This is a genomic window from Pantoea sp. ARC270, assembly GCF_003236725.1.
GTDB classification, from domain to species: domain Bacteria; phylum Pseudomonadota; class Gammaproteobacteria; order Enterobacterales; family Enterobacteriaceae; genus Pantoea; species Pantoea anthophila.
Map to the genome: position 1 here is coordinate 18,023 of NZ_PUGA01000012.1, position 22,499 is coordinate 40,521.

Below are 22,499 nucleotides of genomic sequence, written 5' to 3' on the forward strand. Positions count from 1 at the left end.
ACCGAAACCGGGTGGTTGCCCACCCGGTGCTTCAGGTCGATTACTCGCCTTTAGCCGCTTTGAACGCTTCAGCCATCGCGTTAGAGAAGTTGCCTTCTTCCTGTTTGGTGTTAACAGTGTTGATAGCTTCTTTCTCATCAGCCTGGTCTTTCGCACGGACAGACAGGCTTACGACACGGTTTTTACGATCAACGCCGGTGAACTTAGCTTCAACGTCGTCGCCAACGTTCAGAACCAGAGTGGCGTCTTCAATGCGGTCCAGTGAAGCTTCAGAAGCGCGCAGGTAACCCTCAACGCCGTCTGCTAATTCAACTGTAGCACCTTTAGCATCAACTGCAGTCACTTTACCGGTGACGATCGCACCTTTCTTGTTCAGAGTGATGTAGTTGTTGAACGGATCTTCTGCCAGCTGTTTAACGCCCAGAGAGATACGCTCGCGCTCTGCATCAACCTGCAGTACAACGGCAGCAATTTCGTCGCCTTTTTTGTACTCACGAACGGCTTCTTCGCCAGTCGCGTTCCAGGAGATGTCAGACAGGTGAACCAGACCGTCGATGCCGCCGTCCAGGCCGATGAAGATACCGAAGTCAGTGATTGACTTGATTTTACCTTCAACACGATCGCCTTTGTTGTGCGTCTCAGCGAACAGCTGCCATGGGTTAGATTTACACTGCTTCAGACCCAGGGAGATACGACGACGCTCTTCGTCGATGTCCAGAACCATAACTTCAACCACATCGCCTACGTTAACAACTTTAGACGGATGGATGTTTTTGTTGGTCCAGTCCATTTCAGAAACGTGTACCAGACCTTCAACGCCTTCTTCGATTTCCACGAAGCAGCCGTAGTCAGTCAGGTTGGTCACACGACCGGTCAGGCGGGTGCCTTCCGGATAGCGTTTAGCGATAGCAACCCATGGATCTTCGCCCAGCTGCTTCAGACCCAGAGAAACACGGGTACGCTCGCGGTCGAACTTCAGCACCTTAACGGTGATTTCATCGCCAACGTTAACGATTTCGCTTGGATGCTTAACGCGCTTCCACGCCATATCAGTGATGTGCAGCAGGCCGTCAACGCCGCCCAGATCAACGAATGCACCGTAGTCAGTGAGGTTCTTAACGATACCTTTAACTTCCATGCCTTCCTGCAGGTTTTCCAGCAGCTGATCGCGCTCTGCGCTGTTTTCAGATTCGATAACGGCACGACGTGAAACCACGACGTTGTTGCGTTTCTGATCCAGCTTGATTACTTTGAACTCAAGCTCTTTGCCTTCCAGGTGCAGCGTATCGCGCACCGGACGCACATCAACCAGTGAACCTGGCAGGAACGCACGGATACCGTTCAGCTCAACTGTGAAGCCGCCTTTAACTTTGCCGTTGATAACACCGGTAACAGTTTCAGCGTCTTCGTAAGCTTTCTCCAGCGTGATCCATGCTTCATGGCGCTTAGCTTTCTCACGGGACAGCAGGGTTTCACCGAAGCCGTCTTCCACTGCATCCAGAGCAACATCAACTTCGTCGCCAACCTGGATTTCCAGTTCGCCGGCTGCGTTCTTGAACTGCTCTGCAGGGATTGCAGATTCAGATTTCAGACCCGCATCAACCAGAACGACATCTTTGTCGATAGAAACGACGATGCCACGAACGATAGAACCCGGGCGGGTTTCGATTGTTTTTAAGGATTCTTCAAATAGTTGAGCAAAAGATTCAGTCATATTGATAATCTTCAGGATTCTTCAATTTAACGTCCATCTGACTTCATGTCGGATGGGGTTGTTTCACATGCCCTGCACCGGATCCGTGGTACAGGGTTATTAATTCAGTTAAGCCGGGATGCCCAGCTTTTCGCGGGCATAGTGTAGCGCTTTTTCAATGACCTGGTCGATAGACATCTCAGTCGAGTCTAATACCAGTGCATCGCCAGCGGCGACCAGAGGCGCAATTGCGCGGTTACGATCGCGGTCGTCGCGCTCTTTTATCTCGGCTAAAAGGCGGTCAAAGTTAACATTAAAGCCCTTTTCCTGCAACTGTAGCATACGGCGCCGGGCGCGCTCTTCCGGGCCGGCATCCAGGAAAATTTTCACTGGCGCATCAGGAAAAACCACGGTGCCCATGTCCCGGCCATCCGCAATCAGACCCGGCATCTCGCGGAAACCACGCTGGCGGCGCAATAGTGCTTCGCGCACCCGGGGAAAGGCAGCGACACGGGAAGCGGTGTTGCTCACCTCCTGCGTACGGATCTCGCCGGTGACATCCTCCCCTTCCAGTATGACCTGCATTTCACCCTTTTGAGAGACAAAGCGCACATCAAGGTGTGCAGCAATCGGCACTAACGCCTCTTCCGAATCGATATCCACCTGATGATGCAATGCGGCTAACGCCAGCACGCGATAAATAGCACCGGAGTCTAGCAGATGCCACTGCAGCGATTCTGCCATGGCTTTGCACAGGGTTCCTTTCCCCGCGCCACTTGGCCCATCGATAGTTATGACCGGGGCAGTTACTGTCATTATTCCCTCCTGTTGCTGCGTGCTTCATGGCCTGTCGGCCACCCTTAATGGTTAGCATTATACGCTGCATAGCCGTGCTTGGTTACCCTTTCGCACTGAGCGGCTGGGAAAATTTAGTCAAATAAGAGGATATCCGGGCGATTAAAGCCAGATTGAATCAGGGAAAATCCGGTGCGGGAACGCACCGGAGCAGGTCTGTCAGGCACGCAGGCTGATTTTCTCAAGCTGCACAAAATAGTCCGGGAAGGTTTTTGCCGTACAGCCTGGATCAAGAATGGTGACCGGCGTATCAGAGAGCGCCACCAGAGAAAAACACATCGCCATGCGGTGATCGTTATAGGTGCCAATATCCGCATGAATCAGTGTCGCTGGCGGCGTGATGCGGATGTAGTCATGGCCCTCTTCGACCTCTGCGCCCACTTTACGCAGTTCAGTGGCCATCGCGCTCAACCGGTCGGTCTCTTTTACCCGCCAGTTATAAATATTACGTAACTGCGTTGTCCCTTCTGCAAACAGTGCCGTGGTCGCAATGGTCATCGCCGCGTCCGGGATATGGTTCATATCCATGTCGATCGCCTGCAGTTTTCCGGCGGTGCAGGCAATATAGTCATCGCCCCACTCAATGCTCGCGCCCATCTTTTCCAGCACGTCAGCAAAACGGATGTCACCCTGCACGCTGTTACGTCCGATCCCGGTGACCCGAACCGTTCCGCCTTTGATCGCGGCGGCGGCCAGGAAATAGGAGGCGGAAGAGGCGTCGCCTTCGACCAGGTAATCCCCTGGCGACTGATACTGCTGCGCACCTTTGATCAGGAAGCGTTGATAGTGCTGATTTTCAACGTCGACGCCAAAGCACTGCATCAGATTGAGCGTGATGTCGATGTAGGGTTTTGATACCAGATCGCCTTTAATGGTGATGCAGGTGTCCTGCTGAGCCAGCGGCGCAGTCATCAGTAGTGCCGTCAGGAACTGACTGGAGACGCTGCCATCAACACTGACGTCACCGCCGGTAAACCCCCCGCGTAAACGCAGCGGCGGATAGTGTTCGTTTTCCAGATACTCAATGGCCGCTCCACCCTGACGAAGCGCATCCACCAGATGGCCGATTGGGCGCTCTTTCATGCGTGGTTCGCCGGTCAGTTCGACATCGTGCTGACCCAGGCAAAGTGCTGCTGCCAGCGGGCGCATTGCGGTTCCGGCATTCCCCAGAAACAGCGACAGTGGTTGTGTGGCGTGCAGCGGGCCGCCATTCCCCGTCACTTCACACACGGTGCGATCGTCTGAAAGGGTATAGCTGACGCCCAGTGCGGTCAGCGCATTCAGCATGTGCTTTACATCATCGCTGTCGAGTAAATTGGTGAGTCGGGTGGTGCCTTTTGCCAGTGCAGCCAGCAGCAGTGCACGATTGGAAACGCTCTTGGAGCCAGGCAGATTTACCGTGCCGTCGACGCGCGCAATCGGTTGGAGAGTCAGGGAGTCCTGCATGTGAAACGAAATCCTCAAAAAATACAGAGACCTCGTCGCAGGACGAGGTCTGGCATCAGCATCAGCGCTGATATCTTATCGGTTAGCCGTGACGGCGTTCAAAATCGACCATGAAGTCAGTCAGGGCCTTAACACCTTCCAGCGGCATCGCATTATAAATAGAGGCGCGCATACCACCTACTACACGATGTCCTTTAAGCGCATGTAATCCATTCTTAAATGACTCTTCCAGGAACAGCGCATCCAGTGAGGCATCGGCCAGCTGGAAAGGAATGTTCATCCGCGAGCGGTTTTCTGTCGCCACATCATTGCGATAGAAGTCGCTGCCATCAATCACACCGTAAAGCAGATCAGATTTTGCCTGATTGATGCGATCAATTTCAGCTACACCGCCTTTCTCTTTCAGCCATTTAAACACCAGACCCGAAAGGTACCAGGCAAAAGTCGGTGGCGTGTTAAACATGGAATCGTTATCGGCCAGAACTTTGTAATCGAGGATAGAGGGAACAGAGCTGTGTGCCTGACCCAGCAGATCTTCGCGTACGATGACCAGCGTCAAACCAGCCGGGCCCACATTCTTCTGCGCGCCGGCATAGATCACACCGTAACGGCTGACATCAATCGGACGTGAAAGAATGGTAGAGGAGAAGTCAGCGACCACGGTTTTGCTGCCAAAATCGGGCTGTTCATCAATAGCGATGCCGTCGATGGTCTCATTCGGACAGTAGTGCAGGTAAGCGGACGCTTCGCTGACGGCCCATTCGCGCATCGGCAGAATGGCACGTTTACCGTCACGGGTTGTTTTGACATCCAGCGTGCGCGGGGAGCAATACTTTTCCGCCTCTTTAATGGCACTGTGCGCCCAGTAACCGCCATCAACATAGTCGGCCGTTGTCGCTGAACCCAGCAGATTGCCCGGCACGGCAGCGAACTGCGCACGTGCGCCCCCATGACAGAATAAAACTTTGTAACCGTCCGGGATTTTTAGCAGATCACGGAAGTCCTGTTCGGCTTCCTCAGCCACCTGAATAAACTCTTTACTGCGGTGACTGATCTCCATTACAGAGGTACCCAGACCGCGCCAGTTCGTCAGTTCCTGTTCTGCGCGACGGAGCACTTCTACCGGTAGCATCGCCGGGCCAGAGCTAAAATTATAAACCTGCGTCATTTCCCCTCACCACTGTCATATCGAACGGTTATGAATAATCATCCGGTTTTATCACTGCATTCTGATAGCTGCAATCATAAATCAGGAGGCGGTCACATTTTCTGACTCTGCCGCGCCGGATGTTATGTTACCAATGCAAACCTGCACGAAATTTTGTGAGGCGTCGTTCAGCACGATAAAAGTGCGTCTGGCCGGTAAAGCGAAGTAATGGAAAACTACAGCGGTAAATTTATCCCGCCCTGATAGCGGTCTTCAGGCAAAATCCGTATCATGGCGCGCTTTACGCACCCTATGACAACTGAGAGAGCGGCACTATGACGCAAACATTTATCCCGGGCAAAGATGCCGCACTGGAAGACTCCATTGCGCGTTTCCAGAATAAGCTGCAGGATCTTGGCTTTAATATTGAAGAAGCTTCCTGGCTGAATCCTGTTCCCCATGTCTGGTCTGTGCATATTCGCGACCGCGATTGCCCGCTCTGTTTTACCAACGGCAAAGGCGCCAGTAAAAAAGCGGCGCTGGCCTCCGCGCTGGGCGAATATTTTGAGCGTCTCTCAACGAACTATTTCTTTGCTGACTTCTGGCTTGGAAAAAAGATCGCGAACGGCGATTTTGTTCACTATCCCAATGAAAAATGGTTTGCTGTCCCTGAGGATGAATCCTTACCTGAGGGGATTCTGGACCCGCGTCTGCGCGCCTTTTACGATCCAGACCAGGCGCTGACGGCGTCCGGATTAATCGATCTGCAGTCCGGTAATGCTGAACGGGGCATCTGTGCCCTGCCATTTACCCGCCAGTCCGACCAGCAAACCGTTTATATCCCGATGAATATCATTGGTAACCTCTATGTCTCTAACGGCATGTCGGCGGGTAACACGGCCAATGAAGCGCGTGTTCAGGGGCTCTCTGAGGTGTTTGAGCGCTACATCAAAAATCGCATTATTGCTGAGGCTATCAGCCTGCCGGCGATCCCGGATGAGGTGATGCAGCGCTACCCTGACGTGATCGAAGCGATTGCCCGTCTTGAAGCGGAAGGTTTCCCGATTTTCGCCTACGACGCCTCACTGGGCGGTAAATATCCGGTGATTTGCGTGGTGCTGTTTAACCCGGCCAACGGGACCTGTTTTGCCTCCTTTGGGGCGCATCCCGATTTTGGCGTTGCGCTGGAACGTACCGTCACCGAGCTGCTGCAGGGCCGAAGCCTGAAAGATCTGGATGTGTTTACCCCACCGACGTTCGACGATGAAGAAGTCGCCGAGCACGCCAACCTTGAAACCCATTTCATTGATTCAAGCGGCCTGATCTCCTGGGATCTGTTTAAAGAGACGGCGGATTATCCCTTTGTGGACTGGTCCTTCGCAGGCAGTACTGAAGAGGAGTTTGCCACACTGATGGCGATCTTTGCTTCAGAAGATCAGGAAGTCTATATCGCTGACTATGAGCATCTGGGTGTCTACGCCTGTCGCATCATCGTGCCTGGCATGTCTGATATCTATCCGGCAGAAGACCTCTTCCTGGCAAATAACAGCATGGGAGCGGGCATACGTGAAACCCTGCTGGCACTGCCTGATAGCAACTGGAATCCGGAAGAGTATCTCGATTTAATCGGGCAACTGGATGACGAAGGTTTCGATGACTTTACCCGCGTCCGCGAGCTGCTGGGTCTGGCCACCGGTAAAGATAACGGCTGGTCGACGCTGCGTATCGGTGAATTAAAGGCGATGCTGGCTCTGGCAGGTGGCGATCTGGAGCAGGCCCTGATCTGGACAGAGTGGACAATGGAATTTAACAGCTCCGTCTTTACGCCAGAGCGGGCAAATTACTACCGCTGCCTGCAGACCCTGCTGCTATTAGCAATGGAAGATGAGCGTGACCCGCTGCAATACCATCATGCCTTCACGCGGATGTATGGTGAAAGCGCAGTGGAAGCCGCCTCGGCCGCCATTAGTGGTGAACAGCCGTTTAACGGACTTCAGGCGGTTGATGATGAGCTGCTGGCATTCCCGGCTCATCAGTCTCTGCTTGCGGCTTACGAAAAACTGCAAACGGCCAAACGCCGCTACTGGAAAAACGCGTAATTCCTGACGCGTCAGCGGGTCGATAGTCGATCCGGCATGGCACTGCATATACCGGGTGCCATGCTATTTTCTTTTCATGAAAACATTAGCTGCATTAAATCCCTTTCCCGCAACATCCCATTGTTTTATTTAACATACGGATGACCAATAAGTTACAAACGCCATTCCGGACAGGCAATCACAGACCTGGTATTAAAATAATCCTGCATATTTTAAAAAATATTTAATTCAACAAATTCAATAATTTACAACAAAATCATTCGGTTTTCCTGTGACAAAACGGTTACCGTTCCGGCAAACATGATCCACATCAATTACTTGCTACTACTCCTTTGTTACTATTTTTTCAGACAACTTCTGGAGTAAGTTAGTGTGAAAACTGACAACCCTTTTAATCTATTACTTCCGGCCGCAATGGCAAAAGTTGCTGAAGATGCCGGAATTTATAAAGCCACCAAACACCCCTTTACCACTTTCTTTCTGGCGTTAACCGCTGGCGTATTTATCTCAATCGCATTCGTTTTTTATATCACAGCCACCACCGGCAGCGGCACAATGCCCTATGGCATAGCCAAACTAATTGGGGGTATCTGCTTCTCACTCGGCCTGATGCTGGTCGTCGTGTGTGGTGCCGATCTCTTCACATCGACGGTCCTCATCGTTGTGGCCAAAGCCAGTGGACGTATCAGCTGGGGCCAGCTGGCCCGTAACTGGATCAACGTTTATGTCGGTAACCTGGGCGGTGCCCTCTTCTTTGTCGCCCTGATGTGGTTTGCCGGACAACATATGGTTGCTAACGGTGCCTGGGGATTAAATGTGCTGCAGACCGCCGATCACAAAATGCACCACACCTTTATTGAAGCGGTCTGCCTGGGCACATTGGCTAATCTGCTGGTCTGCCTCGCGGTCTGGATGAGTTATTCCGGCCGTAGCCTGACCGATAAACTGGTGGTGATGATTCTGCCCGTTTCGATGTTTGTAGCCAGTGGTTTCGAACACAGTATCGCCAACATGTTTCTGATCCCCTATGCCATTACTATCCGCGACTTTGCGACACCTGAGTTCTGGCAGGCGGCAGGGGCGACAGCAGCACAGTTTCACTCACTGACCGTCACTCGCTTTATTCTCGACAACCTGATCCCCGTAACTCTGGGTAACATTATTGGCGGCGGCGTTCTGGTGGGTCTGACTTACTGGGTGATCTATCTCCGTAAAGGTGACCCGGTACACTAAACGTATTTTTGATGGCACAGCCCATCCGCTGTGCCTGACCGTAACAGTCTCTTCATCTAAGGCAGGTATAGTATGACCGAACTTAATGCAAAACTGGCCACAGCATGGGAAGGATTTGCTGAAGGCGAATGGCAGAATAGCGTCAACGTGCGCGATTTCATTCAGAAGAACTACACCCCTTATGAAGGTGATGAGTCATTCCTGGCGGGTGCAACTGAAGCCACTACCAAATTGTGGGAAAGCGTGCTGGAAGGGATCAAAATTGAGAACCGCACCCACGCGCCTGTCGACTTTGACACCGATCTTGCTTCAACCATCACCTCACACGACGCTGGCTACATCATCAAGCCACTGGAAAAAATCGTAGGTCTGCAGACTGAAGCCCCTCTGAAGCGCGCCATTATTCCTTACGGCGGCATCAAAATGGTGGAAGGCTCATGCAAAGTTTATGGCCGTGAGCTTGATCCTTCACTGAAAAAAATCTTTACCGAATACCGTAAAACCCACAACCAGGGTGTGTTCGACGTCTATACACCAGACATCCTGCGCTGCCGTAAATCCGGTATTCTGACCGGTCTGCCGGACGCGTATGGTCGCGGACGTATCATCGGTGACTATCGTCGTGTCGCGCTCTACGGCATCGATTTCCTGATGGCGGATAAATTCGCGCAGTTCACCTCACTGCAGAACGATCTGGAGAATGGCGTAAATCTCGAAGCAACGATTCGTCTGCGTGAAGAGATTTCCGATCAGCACCGTGCGCTGGCGCAGATCAAAGAGATGGCGGCAAAATATGGCCACGACATTTCCGGCCCGGCCACCAACGCTGCCGAAGCGGTACAGTGGACCTACTACGGCTATCTGGCCGCCGTGAAATCACAGAATGGTGCTGCGATGTCCTTTGGTCGCGTATCCACCTTCCTGGATGTCTACATTGAGCGTGACCTTAAAGCCGGTAAGCTGACAGAAGAACAGGCCCAGGAGCTGATCGACCATCTGGTGATGAAACTGCGCATGGTCCGCTTCTTGCGCACGCCTGAATATGATGAGCTGTTCTCAGGCGACCCAATCTGGGCCACTGAATCCCTGGCCGGTATGGGCGTTGATGGCCGTACACTGGTCTCAAAAAGCACGTTCCGCTTCCTGAACACCCTCTACACCATGGGACCGTCACCCGAGCCGAACATGACCATTCTGTGGTCAGAGAAACTGCCGATTAACTTTAAGAAATTTGCCGCTAAGGTCTCTATCGACACCTCATCCCTGCAGTATGAGAACGATGACCTGATGCGTCCGGATTTCAACAATGATGACTACGCCATTGCCTGCTGCGTCAGCCCGATGATTGTCGGCAAACAAATGCAGTTCTTTGGCGCGCGAGCCAACCTGGCGAAAACACTGCTCTATGCAATCAACGGCGGTGTTGATGAAAAACTGAAAATGCAGGTGGGCCCGAAAGGCGACAAAATCAGCGACGACGTGCTGAATTTCGACACCGTCATGGAGCGTATGGATCACTTCATGGACTGGCTGGCAAAACAGTATGTGACCTCGCTGAACATCATTCACTACATGCATGACAAGTACAGCTACGAAGCGGCACTGATGGCCTTACACGACCGGGACGTCTATCGCACCATGGCGTGCGGTATTGCGGGACTCTCTGTGGCGGCGGATTCACTTTCCGCGATTAAATATGCCAAAGTGAAACCTATCCGTGATGAAGACGGCCTGGCAATTGACTTCGATATCGAAGGTGAATATCCACAGTTCGGTAACAACGATCCGCGGGTGGATGACCTGGCCTGCGATCTGGTTGAACGCTTCATGAAGAAAATCCAGAAGCTGACCACCTATCGCAATGCCGTGCCGACTCAGTCTGTCCTGACCATTACGTCAAACGTGGTATATGGTAAGAAAACCGGTAACACCCCGGATGGACGCCGCGCTGGTGCACCGTTCGGACCAGGTGCTAACCCGATGCACGGTCGCGACCAGAAAGGTGCGGTAGCGTCACTAACCTCCGTTGCGAAACTGCCGTTTGCCTATGCGAAAGATGGTATCTCGTACACCTTCTCCATCGTGCCGAACGCGCTGGGCAAAGATGATAACGTGCGGAAAACCAACCTTGCCGGTCTGATGGATGGTTACTTCCATCATGAAGCCAGCATCGAAGGCGGTCAGCATCTTAACGTCAACGTGATGAACCGTGAAATGCTGCTGGACGCGATGGAGCATCCTGAGAAGTATCCACAGCTGACCATCCGCGTTTCCGGTTATGCTGTTCGCTTTAACTCGCTGACTAAAGAGCAGCAGCAGGATGTGATTACCCGTACCTTTACTCAGTCACTGTAATCACCGCCCTACCCGCTTAAAAAGGCTCCGCGCGGAGCCTTTTATTTAAAAGTCTGTTCTGGTGGTCGTCTCTGTGAAGGTGTCCACCAGAATCGATTTCCTGCCCTGAGCGCAACAGAGATTGCGCCGTCTGTTACGGCAGACTCACTGGAGAAAACATCGCAATGTCAGTTAACGGTCGTATCCACTCGTTTGAATCCTGCGGCACCGTCGATGGTCCCGGCATCCGCTTCATTACCTTCTTCCAGGGCTGCCTGATGCGCTGCCTTTACTGTCACAATCGAGATACCTGGGATACCCATGGTGGCAAAGAGATCAGCGTCGAGGCCCTGATGGCGGATGTGCTCTCCTATCGCCATTTCATGAACGCCTCTGGCGGTGGCGTCACCGCATCCGGAGGCGAAGCCATTCTTCAGGCTGAGTTTGTGCGCGACTGGTTTCGTGCCTGCAAGGCGGAAGGCATTCATACCTGTCTCGACACCAACGGTTTTGTCCGCCGTTATGATCCGGTGATCGATGAACTGCTCGACGTGACCGATCTGGTGATGCTCGACCTCAAGCAGATGAATGACGATATCCACCAGATTCTGGTGGGCGTGTCGAATCATCGCACGCTGGACTTTGCCCGCTACCTGCAGAAAAAAGGCAAACGCACCTGGATTCGTTTTGTCGTAGTGCCAGGCTATTCCGACGATGATGATACTGCGCACCGGCTGGGTGAATTTACTCGCGACATGGAGAATGTTGAGAAGATTGAACTGCTGCCTTACCACGAACTGGGTAAGCACAAATGGATTGCGATGGGGGAAGAGTACAAACTGGATGGCGTGAAGCCGCCGAAGAAAGAGACAATGGAGCGGGTAAAAAATATTCTTGCCAGCTACGGACACGAAGTCATGTACTGAACCATTTAATGCCAGAAAAGGGAGCCAGTGGCTCCCTTTTTGTTATTCCGCGATCAGGCATGCGCCACTGGCGTAGCGTGATGATTCGCTTTACGCAGCAGCATCACCAGATAGATCAGCGCCACCGTCGCAATCATGATAAACAGTGAGCGATCAGAGTAATTCTGCATCAGAACGGAGGTCATCGCCGGTCCCGCCAGACTGCCGACGGTATAACTCAGTAGCAGCGCCTGATTCATGGCAACCAGCTCATGGTGTGACACCGTCTCACAGGCCCAGGACATCGCCACCGGATAGAGCGTAAAGCCCGCGAGGCCGAGCACAAACAGCGACGGTGCCATTGCGGCATTGGCCAGCATCGCCATCGCTCCCAGGATAACCACAAAGACCTGCACCCGCAGCACCAGCATGCGGCCAAAGCGGTCAGCCAGACGACCGATGGGCCACTGCCCCACAATCCCGGCACTGACCAGTAACGCCATCCAGTAGCCCACGTGAGCATCACTCATTCCCTGATGCGACAGGTAAAGCGGCATCAGACCGTAAAGTGAACCCAGGACGATACCAGAGATAATGCAGCCATTGATGCCAAGGCGCGAGCTGCGGCGACGAAGCATAGGCCAGATGCGGGCCGGTACGGGCTCCGCCGCGTCTGCGCTGGCGGAGACGCGGGTAAAGACTAGCGGCAGTACCGCGCAGAACACCAGCGACGTGACCCAGGGGATCACACTCAGCAACTCTGTTGAGAGTCTGCTGACCAGCAACTGACCGGCCACCGTGCCCAGGTAGTAGACGATCATATAGGCTGCCAGAAGCTGGCCGCGGTTACGCACCGTTCCGCTGCAGAGTAGCGCACTCTCAACCACCACCCACATCAGCGCACAGCCAACGCCCGCAATAAAGCGCAGCGAACTCCACGCCCAGAAGCCTTCCAGAGTCGCAAGGCAAAGCGTGGCGACAGCAAAAAGTCCGGTTGCCAGGTAATAGCTGCGATTAAATCCGTAGTGTCTGATCAACCAGCCAGCCAGCAGCGTGCCTGCGAGATTACCGGTGTAATAAGAGGAGCTTACGATGCCCACCTGCCAGGTTGTCAGTAAGTCATGGGTCAGCCACAGTGGAACCAGCGTATTCAGTACGGCGATGGCTACGGTCATTAACATCAGGCCGCAAAGCAGCAAAATCACAGGGCGTGACCAGGTTGACATAGGGGATCGAAACCAGAACAGATAAAGGGAAATTGCGCGCAGTTTGCCACTGGCTTTTTTAAAGTCAATGGGTGCCATTTAGCAGCAGCACATTTTGCTGCTCAACCATTTAATTTACTAATCTTCAGTGGGTTACAATCCGACAGGGCATCGAGACATCAAATGCTATCTCTATGAAAATACAGATTTTTAAGCATTACGGCCCATCTGCTGTCGATAACGTTTATTTGTGATTCATTTGACGCTAATCAGGCTGGGTATTGAAAACTGCGGGCATAAAAAAACCCGGCGGGCGCCGGGTTTAGTCCGTCAGGCTTACTCAGCCAATGATCTCAGCGCCATTCATATACGGGCGTAAAACCTCAGGCACAATAATGCGGCCATCTTCCTGCTGATAGTTTTCCAGCACCGCAACCAGGGTACGGCCTACAGCCAGCCCCGAGCCGTTCAGGGTGTGTACCAGCCGTGGTTTCTTATCCTGTTTATTGCGGCAACGTGCCTGCATACGACGCGCCTGGAAATCGCCCATGTTCGAACAGGAGGAGATTTCACGATAGGTGTTCTGAGCCGGTAACCACACTTCAAGATCGTAGGTTTTGGTCGATCCAAAGCCCATGTCCCCGGTGCAGAGTAAAACCTTACGATAAGGCAGGTTCAGCAACTGCAACACTTTCTCGGCGTGCCCTGTCAGCTCTTCCAGCGCATCCATCGAGTGCTCCGGGCTGACAATCTGAACCATTTCCACTTTATCGAACTGGTGCATACGGATCAGACCGCGGGTATCACGGCCGTACGAACCCGCTTCAGAACGGAAGCACGGCGTATGCGCGGTCAGTTTGACCGGCAGGCTCTCCTCTTCGAGGATTTCGTCACGCGCCAGGTTAGTCAGCGGCACTTCTGCAGTCGGAATCAAGGCATAGTGGCTGCTGTCTGATTCTTCTTCCAGCGGGCGGGTGTGGAACAGATCTTCGCCAAATTTCGGCAGCTGTCCGGTACCGTAAAGCGTTTCGTGGTTAACCAGATAAGGCACATAGGTTTCCAGGTAGCCATGCTGCTCAGTGTGCAGGTCAATCATAAACTGACTCAGCGCACGGTGCAGGCGGGCAATCTGTCCCTGCATCACGACAAAGCGCGAACCGGTCAGTTTTACGGCGGCCGCAAAATCCAGGCCTTTGGCTGCTTCACCCAGCTCAACGTGATCTTTAACCTGGAAATCAAACTGACGCGGGGTTCCCCAGCGACTAACTTCTTGGTTTTCGCTGTCATCTTTACCCAGCGGCACTTCGTCTGCCGGAATGTTCGGCAGTGCCAGCGCAAAGTCACGGATTTGATTCTGCAGTTCATCCAGTTCTGCTTTTGCGGCATCCAGGCGTTCGCCCAGCGCGTTCACTTCCTGACGCAGCGGCTCGATATCTTCCCCACGGGCTTTGGCCTGACCGATGGATTTGGATCGGGAGTTACGCTCTGCCTGCAAATTCTCTGTTTCTACCTGCAGGACCTTGCGACGCTCTTCCAGCGAACGCAGCGTTTCCACATCCAGTTTATATCCCCGGCGTGCCAGTTTTTCTGCGACTGCGTCTGGCTCGTTACGCAGCAGATTGGGATCGAGCATGCTTATCCTGTGTTTAAAAAGTTGGTTGAAAGAAGGGACGCACTCCGGCGGAATGCGTTGAAAACATTGCCCACATTACCGTAACGTCTGTTTCAGCGGTAGCGTTTTGTCGGGCTATTTTGATCCTGTTCAGCCAGCCAGCTTAGCTTTTCGCCAATCTTGCCCTCAAGCCCGCGCTGGGTTGGACGGTAATAACGCGCGTCAGCCAGTTCCGGCGGGAAATAGACTTCACCTGCGGCATAGGCGTTGGTTTCATCGTGGGCGTAGCGATACTCTTTGCCGAGTCCCATCTCTTTCATCAGCTTCGTTGGCGCGTTGCGCAGATGTTCCGGCACATCGAAATCCGGATGATCACGGGCATCCCGCATGGCGGCCTTGAAGGCGGTATAAACGGCATTACTCTTCGGTGCGCAGGCCAGATAAACAATCGCCTGCGCAATGGCGCGCTCCCCTTCTGCCGGGCCTACGCGTGTGAAACAGTCCCACGCGGCAATAGCGACCTGCATCCCGCGCGGATCGGCATTGCCGACATCCTCAGAGGCGATAGCCAGTAACCGGCGCGCCACATAGAGCGGATCGCCCCCGGCGGTGATAATACGTGCATACCAGTAGAGCGCCGCATCAGGCGCAGAGCCACGCACGGATTTGTGCAGCGCCGAAATCAGATCGTAAAAGCGGTCACCTTTGTTGTCGAAACGCGCCGAACGCTCGCCAGACACTTCATTAAGCAACCGGGGCGTGAGCTCCCGCTGGCCGGATGCGGTGGTTTCAGCCATATCCGCCATCATCTCCAGCGTGTTCAGTGCCCGACGCGCATCACCATTCACCAGCTCAGCGATCATTCTGCGCGTGTTGTCCGGCAGGACAATATCTGTATCGCCGTAGCCGCGCGCCTTGTCCAGCATCGCCTGATCCAGCACCTGCTCGATATCTTCCAGCGTCAGGGATTTCAGCAGATAGACGCGGGCGCGTGACAGCAATGCCGAGTTGAGTTCAAAAGAGGGGTTTTCTGTGGTGGCACCAATAAAAGTAATGGTGCCATCTTCGATGTGGGGTAAAAAAGCATCCTGCTGGCTTTTGTTGAACCGGTGCACCTCGTCCACAAACAGGATCGTCCGCCGCCCGGCCTGCTTATTCTGCCTGGCACGCTCAATGGCCTCCCGGATCTCTTTAACCCCGGAGGTCACGGCTGAGATACGCTCCACATCGGCATTGCCATAGTGCGCAATGATTTCAGCCAGCGTGGTCTTGCCGGTCCCGGGGGGTCCCCAGAGGATCATGGAGTGCAGGTGCCCTGCCTCAATGGCACGCGACAGCGGTTTACCGGCACCCAGCAGATGTTGCTGGCCAATGTACTGTTTCAACGTTTCTGGCCGCATACGCGCGGCCAGAGGTTTGAAATTTTCAGTGGAAAAATCCAGGGACAGGTTACTCACCGTGACCTCACTGACGTTGGTCGTCCACCGTCACGCCTTTTGGCGGTGTGAACGTGAATTTGTCCGGGCTGATTGCACCATTCTGCTGACTTTTCAGCTGATAATCGCTGCGCTGCCCATCCTGTTCGACCGCGCTGAAGCGATTGATGGTTCCGCCAGGCGTTACCTGAATCGTAAACTGTTTCAGATTGCCGTCACTGCTTTTCGGCGTCAGTTCGAAATTGTCGCCCTGCTGTTTGATGTTGTACTGCTTCCAGTCATTGGACTGATTGCGGGCAATCAGCATAAACGGCGTGTTGCTCGTCGCATTCTGCAGCAGGCTGACCGTCGCCTGTTCAACAAACGGGTTGTAGAACCACAGCGATTTGCCGTCAGAGATGATGATGCTTTCGTCCGGGGCGGTCATATGCCAGTTAAACAGGCTGGGACGCTTGACCCACAACTCGCCTTCACCATCCTGCACGCTGGCGCCACTGCTGTCCGTGACTTTTTGTGTGAAGCTGGCGTGGAAGCTGCTGACCTTATTCAGGCGCTGTTGCAGATCACTAGACGCATCAGCCAGCACGCTGGCTGAAGCAAAGGTGGCCAACAGGCCCAGAGCGATTACGCGTAATTTCATCTGCTTCAATTCCTTATTTAAACGTTCCCATCGATGACTGCTTTAAGCCTGGTCGCCGTTCCGCCATCAGGATAGAGGAAAAAACCGAAAGCTGATTCAGATATGGGGGATAAACCGCATAAAAACAATGAGCCAGTCGGAACTGGCTCATTAAGACGTGTTACAACCTGTTAACCGTTACATATCGTGTGGCGGTGGCGACAGCACTTCACGGTTGCCATTGTGTCCGGGTGCAGAGACGATACCCTGCGCTTCCATCTGTTCAATGATCCGTGCCGCGCGGTTATAGCCGATGCGGAACTGACGCTGCACGCCTGAAATGGACGCGCGGCGCTTGTCGATGACAAAGCTGACAGCCTGATCGAACAGCGGATCCAGCTCTTCATCACTCTCCATTCCACCGGCACTTTCGCTCTCTTCGCCCGCCGTAATGTTTTCGATATATTGCGGACGGCCACGCGCTTTCCAGTCCTGAACCACCGCGTGAACTTCCTGGTCGCGAACAAACGCGCCATGAACACGAATCGGTATTGAGGAGTTTGGCGGCATGTAGAGCATGTCACCCATACCCAGCAGCGACTCTGCGCCACCCTGATCGAGGATGGTGCGCGAGTCAATCTTGCTGGAAACGGTAAAGGCGATACGTGTCGGGATGTTCGCTTTAATCAGACCGGTAATAACATCGACAGAAGGACGCTGTGTGGCCAGCACCAGGTGAATACCGGCAGCACGGGCTTTCTGTGCCAGGCGCGCAATCAGCTCTTCAACCTTTTTACCGACCGCCATGATCAGGTCAGCAAACTCATCGACCATCACCACGATGTAAGGCAGTTTCTCCAGCACCGGCGGCGTCATATCCATGCTGTCACCCGGCTTCCAGAACGGATCAGGAATCGGCCGTCCCATCGCTTCCGCCTGCTCAACTTTTTCGTTGTAGCCCGCCAGGTTACGCACGCCCAGCGCCGACATCAGCTTGTAGCGACGCTCCATCTCACCCACGCTCCAGCGCAGCGCATTCGCCGCATCCTTCATGTCGGTTACCACTTCCGTCAGCAGGTGCGGAATGCCTTCATAGACCGACAGTTCGAGCATTTTCGGGTCGATCATGATGAAGCGCACTTCTTCCGGCGTCGCCTTGTAAAGCATGCTGATGATCATGGCGTTTACGCCCACCGATTTACCGGAACCTGTCGTACCGGCAACCAGCAGGTGAGGCATTTTCGCCAGATCGGCGACGACCGGCTGACCGGCAATGTCTTTACCCAGCACCACAGCCAGCGGAGAAGTATTGTCACGGAATTTAGGACAATCCAGTACTTCACGCAGATAGACGGTCTGACGATGTTTGTTAGGCAGTTCCAGACCGACATAAGGTTTGCCTGGAATGACTTCCACCACACGCACCGCGACTGTCGACAGTGAGCGAGCCAGGTCGCGTGACAGGTTGGAGATACGTGCCGCTTTCACACCCGGCGCCAGGTCAAGCTCGAAACGGGTGATGACCGGCCCCGGTGAAATGCCGACCACCTCCGCCTTGACGCGATAGTCACCCAGACGCGACTCCACCAGGCGGGCAGTCTGCTCCAGTGAGAACATATCTACCGGCTCTTCCTCTTCCGGCGGTGCGGTCAGCAGATCCAGCGAAGGCAGCGGCGTGGAAGGTTTCTCCAGCGGCTGCTCATGACGCATCAGGAACGGGTGGATCAGGCTGTCATGCAGTGACGGCTTCGCTTCTTCAACCGGCTGAACCGGTGCCGCTGGCGAACCATAAGCGGGCGCAGCATTGTCCGCAGCCGGTGCACTATAAGCAGGAGCCGCGGGCGCAGCGTAGGCTGACGCAGAGGGGGCCGGAGCCTGAGGCGCGGCCGGGGCGCTGTAAGCAGGCGCAGCATAATCCGGCTCAGGCGTTGCCGCTGGCGGAGCATAGGCGGGCTCTGCCGGCGCATAGCGTGGGGGAGCAGGAACCTGAGCCGGAGCCTGCGGTTCTGACACCTCACGCACCTGCTGCCAGGGTTCATGTGAAACCGCCGGCGCTTCCGGTTCCGGCGTAACGGCAATGGTGAACAGCGGTTCAGACGGGCCTTCATCAACCAGATCCTTCATTGGCGAAAAATCAAAGGCTGACGCGGTATCCAGATTAAAGATCGGTTCTTTTCGCTCTTGCGGTTCATAGCGCTGCTGCTGCTGTTCGGCGAACTGCCGCGCCAGGGCGGCCTGCTGCTGCGCCTCCTGTTCTTCCTCATCATCCTGCTGCCAGCCGGCGCCATACCGCTGCTGCTGTTCAGACTGGAAGGCCTGGCGCAGTTCAGCCTGCTGCTGCGCTTCTTCAGCCTCCTGAGTCGGAAGATCGGATGCAGCCGCCGCCGATTCAGCGCTTTCCGCTTTCGCTTTCTCTTCAGCCATACGCTGCGAAGGTAATTTAATACCATACGAGGCCAGCTCACGGCGGGTAGGCAGTTTTACCGGATTAGGACGCGGCAATGCCGGGCCAATACCCTGCTTAACCTGCGGATTCAGATTCGTTTCAGGTGCCAGGTCAAAGACCGGGGCCGTGCGCGTCGCGGTTCGGGAGGCAGCGGCAGCGGCGGTGACCGCGGCTGTTGCGGCGGGCACCACAGGGTTGACCGGCGTGTCGCGCCAGTTCCCCATTTTCGGCTCATCATCGTCACAGGCACTGAACGCCGGAGCCGCTGGCGCCTCGTCAGGCATTTCAAAGTGATAAAGCGGAGGTGCGGCAGCAGGAGCAGATGCACTCTGCGTTGCCGTCGGCGCAGACGCTGCCACATAAGCAGGGGCGCTCTGAGCCGGTGCCGGCTGCACAGGCGCAGCTGGCTGCGAGGCCGACAGGCTTTCTGCTGCTGCTGGATGCACCGCTGACGGCGGTACGGCTGCAGGTGCCGCGGACGCAGCAGTTCCTGGCGTTGCCGCTGCAACAGGCGCAGCCGGAGTCAGCAGCACATCGGCCGCTTCTGTGGTAGTGGCAACGGCCGCGCTGGTGGCTGCGGCGGCTTTAGCCAGCAACGGATCCTGCTCAGACGGTGAGGGTTCAGCGGCTTTGCGGGGGGCAGACAACAGCACATCATCATCCTGATCGCCGGTATACAGCACAGGCGCGTCATCATACTCACGCGTATCCTGTTCATCCTCTTCCTGCCAGGGTTCATCGTGACGGGAGCGGTTGCTGGCAAAGGTCAGCACGCCCATCACGACCCCACCAATTCTCTCGGCGATAGTGAGCCATGACCAGCCAGTGTAAAGCGTGATACCTGCCGCCCAGACGCAGAGCAGCATCAGCGTGCCGCCAGCCGGACTGAACCAGGGAGCGATGGCATTACTCACCAGGCTGCCGATCACCCCGCCTGAGGCAAAGTACCAGATGTCATCTGCGTTGAGCGCCGCCATGCCACAGGTGGTGACCACCAGCGCAAGAACGCCGATCAGGCGCAGGCCGACAGCAAAGTAGTCAAAATAGTCCTGATTATCGCGCTGACGAAAGGCAATCCAGCACAGACCCAGGATAACCGGCGGAATGGCGTACGCCATTACACCAAAGATGAAAAGTAAGGTGTCAGCCAGCCAGGCACCGACGCTGCCGCCGATATTGTGGATAGGTTCATGCCAGGCCGTTTGCGACCAGCTCGGGTCGGAAGGGTTAAAACTGACCAGTGAAACCATCAGGTAGATGGCAAACAGCGCCACCAGAATGAGCAACGCTTCCAGCAGACGACGTCCACTGCTCAGCGACTGTAACGTAACGTCTTTATCTTCTGTATATTCCTGGCTCAAGAGGACTCTCCAGGTGCCTGTAAAGTAAGAAGCAACAGCGTCGGGCAAGCCCGACGCTGATCCTGTATGAATTCACAGGAGTGTACCGAAATATCTCAGGTTTTGCACCTGCCCCGCATCAGCGAGTCTTGATCACCAGGCGATTGCTCTGTTTGACCTCTTCCATGACGACATAGGTTCGCGTGTCATTTACGCCCGGCAGGCGCAACAGGGTCTCACCCAGCAACTTACGGTAGGCAGACATGTCAGGAACGCGCGTTTTCAGCAGGTAGTCGAAATCACCGGAAACGAGGTGACACTCTTGAGTTTCCTCAAGTTTTTGCACAGCGGCGTTAAATTGCTCAAACACATCCGGCGCACCACGATTCAGAGTAATCTCAACGAATACCAGCAGAGAAGCATCAAGATAGTGCGGGTTCAGCTGTGCGGTATAGCCAAGAATAAATCCCTGACGTTCGAGACGGCGCACGCGCTCAAGACATGGCGTAGGCGATAATCCTACGCGTTTGGAAAGCTCTACGTTTGAAATACGACCATCTTTCTGAAGTTCGTTCAGAATGTTCCTGTCAATTCTGTCGAGGTCTTTCCCGGGGCGTTTCTTATTATCTACCATTATTATTGTCTCTCTTCATTCCTTCCCTTTACCTGCCACACCCTGAAAACGCTCATTGTTCGGGGCATTTTTGAAGTGAGCTAACAGAGCCTGTGGGTGAGACTTATCGATATGACGCATGCTGTCTGTCCACATCATGCGTCATTATCCATACCAGGCTGCTTTTATTCGGCGTTAAGTGCAAAACAGGCGATGAAAACCTGTTTTGTTCCGATAAATGTTATCCGCTTCTGATAATGTTTTCGCAAAAGCGCAGGCGATTGTCAAAGTAAAATCACCAAATTCAGGACAAGATGCCAGACAGACCGCTGGGTTACTGTTTTTAAATGAGGTTTTTTCAGCTATTGCACCGCTTAAGCGGAGTTTTGCCCCCTTTTGGCGCATTGCAGAGGCAAAGTTGCCATTCATCGTCTACGCCACTTGCAGCTATCGTTAACAAAATTGCCTAAACCTTGTCATTGCTGCCGGATATTCCCTACAATCGCAGGCTATGTCAGCCGAATGAAACTGAGGAACGCATGAGTACGGCCAAACACAGTAAGCTACTCATTCTGGGCTCCGGCCCAGCGGGTTATACCGCAGCGGTTTATGCTGCACGCGCCAACCTGAACCCGGTGCTGATCACCGGTCTGGAAAAAGGCGGACAGCTGACCACGACCACTGAAGTGGAGAACTGGCCGGGCGACCCGCACGATCTGACAGGTCCATCACTGATGGAGCGTATGCATGAGCATGCCGAAAAATTCAATACTGAGATCATTTTCGATCACATCCACACCGTTGATCTGCAGAACCGTCCGTTCCGTCTGACCGGCGACAGCGGCGAATACACGGCTGACGCCCTGATCATTGCGACGGGTGCGTCAGCGCGCTACCTGGGTCTGCCTTCCGAAGAGGCGTTCAAAGGCAAAGGCGTCTCTGCCTGCGCCACCTGCGACGGTTTCTTCTACCGCAACCAGAAAGTGGCCGTGATTGGTGGTGGCAATACGGCCGTTGAAGAGGCACTCTACCTGGCGAACATCGCGTCTGAAGTGCATCTGATCCATCGCCGTGACAGCTTCCGTGCAGAGAAGATCCTGATTGATCGTCTGATGGAGAAAGTGCGCAACGGGAATATCGTGCTGCACACGCATCGCACGCTGGAAGAGGTGGTCGGCGACCAGATGGGCGTCACCGGGCTGACCCTGCGCTCGACGCAGAACGAGGAAACCGAATCGCTGGATGTGGCGGGTCTGTTTGTCGCTATCGGCCACAGCCCGAATACCGCAATTTTCGACGGACAGCTGGCGCTGGAAAATGGCTACATTAAAGTGCAGTCCGGCCTGCACGGAAACGCGACGCAGACCAGCATCCCGGGTGTGTTTGCGGCAGGTGATGTGATGGACCACACATACCGCCAGGCGATCACCTCTGCGGGCACCGGTTGTATGGCGGCGTTAGACGCTGAGCGTTTTCTTGATGGATTAGTTAAAAACGATCAGTAAGTTGTTAACCC

The 22,499-nt window shown here is 54.3% G+C and carries 16 protein-coding genes; 5 read left to right on the forward strand and 11 right to left on the reverse strand.

The window, feature by feature from the left end; translation table 11 throughout:
* Positions 1-40: 40 nt before the first annotated feature.
* From rpsA to serC, 4 genes are all read right to left on the reverse strand, one after another.
* Positions 41-1,714, reverse strand: coding sequence for a 30S ribosomal protein S1 (rpsA, locus tag CKF42_RS08120; RefSeq protein ID WP_009091109.1), 1,674 nt, complete (start codon positions 1,712-1,714; stop codon positions 41-43).
* A gap of 108 nt (positions 1,715-1,822) precedes the next feature.
* Positions 1,823-2,509, reverse strand: coding sequence for a (d)CMP kinase (gene cmk / locus CKF42_RS08125; protein WP_009091111.1), 687 nt, complete (start codon positions 2,507-2,509; stop codon positions 1,823-1,825).
* Between the two features lie 198 nt (positions 2,510-2,707).
* Entirely contained in the window at positions 2,708-3,994 is a 1,287-nt protein-coding gene (gene aroA / locus CKF42_RS08130; RefSeq protein ID WP_111207946.1) for a 3-phosphoshikimate 1-carboxyvinyltransferase, read from the reverse strand.
* 82 nt (positions 3,995-4,076) lie between these two features.
* Entirely contained in the window at positions 4,077-5,162 is a 1,086-nt protein-coding gene (serC, locus tag CKF42_RS08135; protein WP_111207947.1) for a 3-phosphoserine/phosphohydroxythreonine transaminase, read from the reverse strand.
* A 314-nt stretch (positions 5,163-5,476) separates the two neighbouring features.
* On the opposite strand from serC, the gene ycaO reads away from it, so the two are divergent.
* The 4 genes from ycaO to pflA all read left to right on the forward strand — a co-directional run bounded on the left by ycaO (position 5,477) and on the right by pflA (position 11,733).
* The gene (ycaO, locus tag CKF42_RS08140) at positions 5,477-7,240 is read left to right on the forward strand and encodes a 30S ribosomal protein S12 methylthiotransferase accessory factor YcaO (RefSeq protein ID WP_111207948.1); all 1,764 of its coding nucleotides are present in this window, start codon (positions 5,477-5,479) and stop codon (positions 7,238-7,240) included.
* A 372-nt stretch (positions 7,241-7,612) separates the two neighbouring features.
* A complete protein-coding gene (gene focA / locus CKF42_RS08145; RefSeq protein ID WP_111207949.1) occupies positions 7,613-8,473 on the forward strand; it encodes a formate transporter FocA in 861 nt (286 codons plus the stop codon).
* A gap of 72 nt (positions 8,474-8,545) precedes the next feature.
* Positions 8,546-10,828 (forward strand): formate C-acetyltransferase, encoded by a 2,283-nt coding sequence (pflB, locus tag CKF42_RS08150; protein WP_009091120.1) that lies wholly within the window; start codon positions 8,546-8,548, stop codon positions 10,826-10,828.
* A 164-nt stretch (positions 10,829-10,992) separates the two neighbouring features.
* Complete coding sequence (gene pflA, locus CKF42_RS08155; protein WP_009091122.1) at positions 10,993-11,733, forward strand: pyruvate formate lyase 1-activating protein; 741 nt, start codon at positions 10,993-10,995, stop codon at positions 11,731-11,733.
* A 53-nt stretch (positions 11,734-11,786) separates the two neighbouring features.
* Here pflA and CKF42_RS08160 read toward each other — a convergent pair whose 3' ends face one another.
* From CKF42_RS08160 to CKF42_RS21055, 7 genes are all read right to left on the reverse strand, one after another.
* Entirely contained in the window at positions 11,787-12,938 is a 1,152-nt protein-coding gene (locus tag CKF42_RS08160; RefSeq protein WP_058957478.1) for an MFS transporter, read from the reverse strand.
* 319 nt (positions 12,939-13,257) lie between these two features.
* On the reverse strand, positions 13,258-14,550 hold the full coding sequence (gene serS / locus CKF42_RS08165; protein WP_046101518.1) for a serine--tRNA ligase: 1,293 nt from the start codon (positions 14,548-14,550) through the stop codon (positions 13,258-13,260).
* A gap of 92 nt (positions 14,551-14,642) precedes the next feature.
* A complete protein-coding gene (locus tag CKF42_RS08170; protein WP_111207950.1) occupies positions 14,643-15,986 on the reverse strand; it encodes a replication-associated recombination protein A in 1,344 nt (447 codons plus the stop codon).
* Between the two features lie 7 nt (positions 15,987-15,993).
* Positions 15,994-16,605, reverse strand: a complete 612-nt coding sequence (gene lolA / locus CKF42_RS08175) for an outer membrane lipoprotein chaperone LolA (RefSeq protein WP_009091130.1) — start codon at positions 16,603-16,605, stop codon at positions 15,994-15,996.
* Positions 16,606-16,782: 177 nt separating this feature from the next.
* Positions 16,783-20,391 (reverse strand): DNA translocase FtsK 4TM domain-containing protein, encoded by a 3,609-nt coding sequence (locus CKF42_RS08180; RefSeq protein ID WP_111207951.1) that lies wholly within the window; start codon positions 20,389-20,391, stop codon positions 16,783-16,785.
* Positions 20,392-20,509: 118 nt separating this feature from the next.
* Positions 20,510-21,004, reverse strand: coding sequence for a leucine-responsive transcriptional regulator Lrp (gene lrp / locus CKF42_RS08185; protein ID WP_006118610.1), 495 nt, complete (start codon positions 21,002-21,004; stop codon positions 20,510-20,512).
* Between the two features lie 174 nt (positions 21,005-21,178).
* Positions 21,179-21,412, reverse strand: a complete 234-nt coding sequence (locus tag CKF42_RS21055; protein WP_140028290.1) for a hypothetical protein — start codon at positions 21,410-21,412, stop codon at positions 21,179-21,181.
* Positions 21,413-21,522: 110 nt separating this feature from the next.
* On the opposite strand from CKF42_RS21055, the gene trxB reads away from it, so the two are divergent.
* Positions 21,523-22,488 (forward strand): thioredoxin-disulfide reductase, encoded by a 966-nt coding sequence (gene trxB, locus CKF42_RS08190; RefSeq protein WP_009091134.1) that lies wholly within the window; start codon positions 21,523-21,525, stop codon positions 22,486-22,488.
* Positions 22,489-22,499: the final 11 nt, after the last annotated feature.

Excerpts from the sequence above, each read along its gene's own strand:
- CKF42_RS08160 (WP_058957478.1), bottom strand. The coding sequence starts at position 12,938 with ATGTCAACCTGGTCACGCCCTGTGATTTTGCTGCTTTGCGGCCTGATG.
- cmk (WP_009091111.1), bottom strand. The coding sequence starts at position 2,509 with ATGACAGTAACTGCCCCGGTCATAACTATCGATGGGCCAAGTGGCGCG.
- trxB (WP_009091134.1), top strand. The coding sequence starts at position 21,523 with ATGAGTACGGCCAAACACAGTAAGCTACTCATTCTGGGCTCCGGCCCA.
- ycaO (WP_111207948.1), top strand. The coding sequence starts at position 5,477 with ATGACGCAAACATTTATCCCGGGCAAAGATGCCGCACTGGAAGACTCC.
- rpsA (WP_009091109.1), bottom strand. The coding sequence starts at position 1,714 with ATGACTGAATCTTTTGCTCAACTATTTGAAGAATCCTTAAAAACAATC.
- CKF42_RS21055 (WP_140028290.1), bottom strand. The coding sequence starts at position 21,412 with ATGAATGGCAACTTTGCCTCTGCAATGCGCCAAAAGGGGGCAAAACTC.
- pflA (WP_009091122.1), top strand. The coding sequence starts at position 10,993 with ATGTCAGTTAACGGTCGTATCCACTCGTTTGAATCCTGCGGCACCGTC.
- aroA (WP_111207946.1), bottom strand. The coding sequence starts at position 3,994 with ATGCAGGACTCCCTGACTCTCCAACCGATTGCGCGCGTCGACGGCACG.
- lolA (WP_009091130.1), bottom strand. The coding sequence starts at position 16,605 with ATGAAATTACGCGTAATCGCTCTGGGCCTGTTGGCCACCTTTGCTTCA.
- serC (WP_111207947.1), bottom strand. The coding sequence starts at position 5,162 with ATGACGCAGGTTTATAATTTTAGCTCTGGCCCGGCGATGCTACCGGTA.
- pflB (WP_009091120.1), top strand. The coding sequence starts at position 8,546 with ATGACCGAACTTAATGCAAAACTGGCCACAGCATGGGAAGGATTTGCT.
- serS (WP_046101518.1), bottom strand. The coding sequence starts at position 14,550 with ATGCTCGATCCCAATCTGCTGCGTAACGAGCCAGACGCAGTCGCAGAA.
- lrp (WP_006118610.1), bottom strand. The coding sequence starts at position 21,004 with ATGGTAGATAATAAGAAACGCCCCGGGAAAGACCTCGACAGAATTGAC.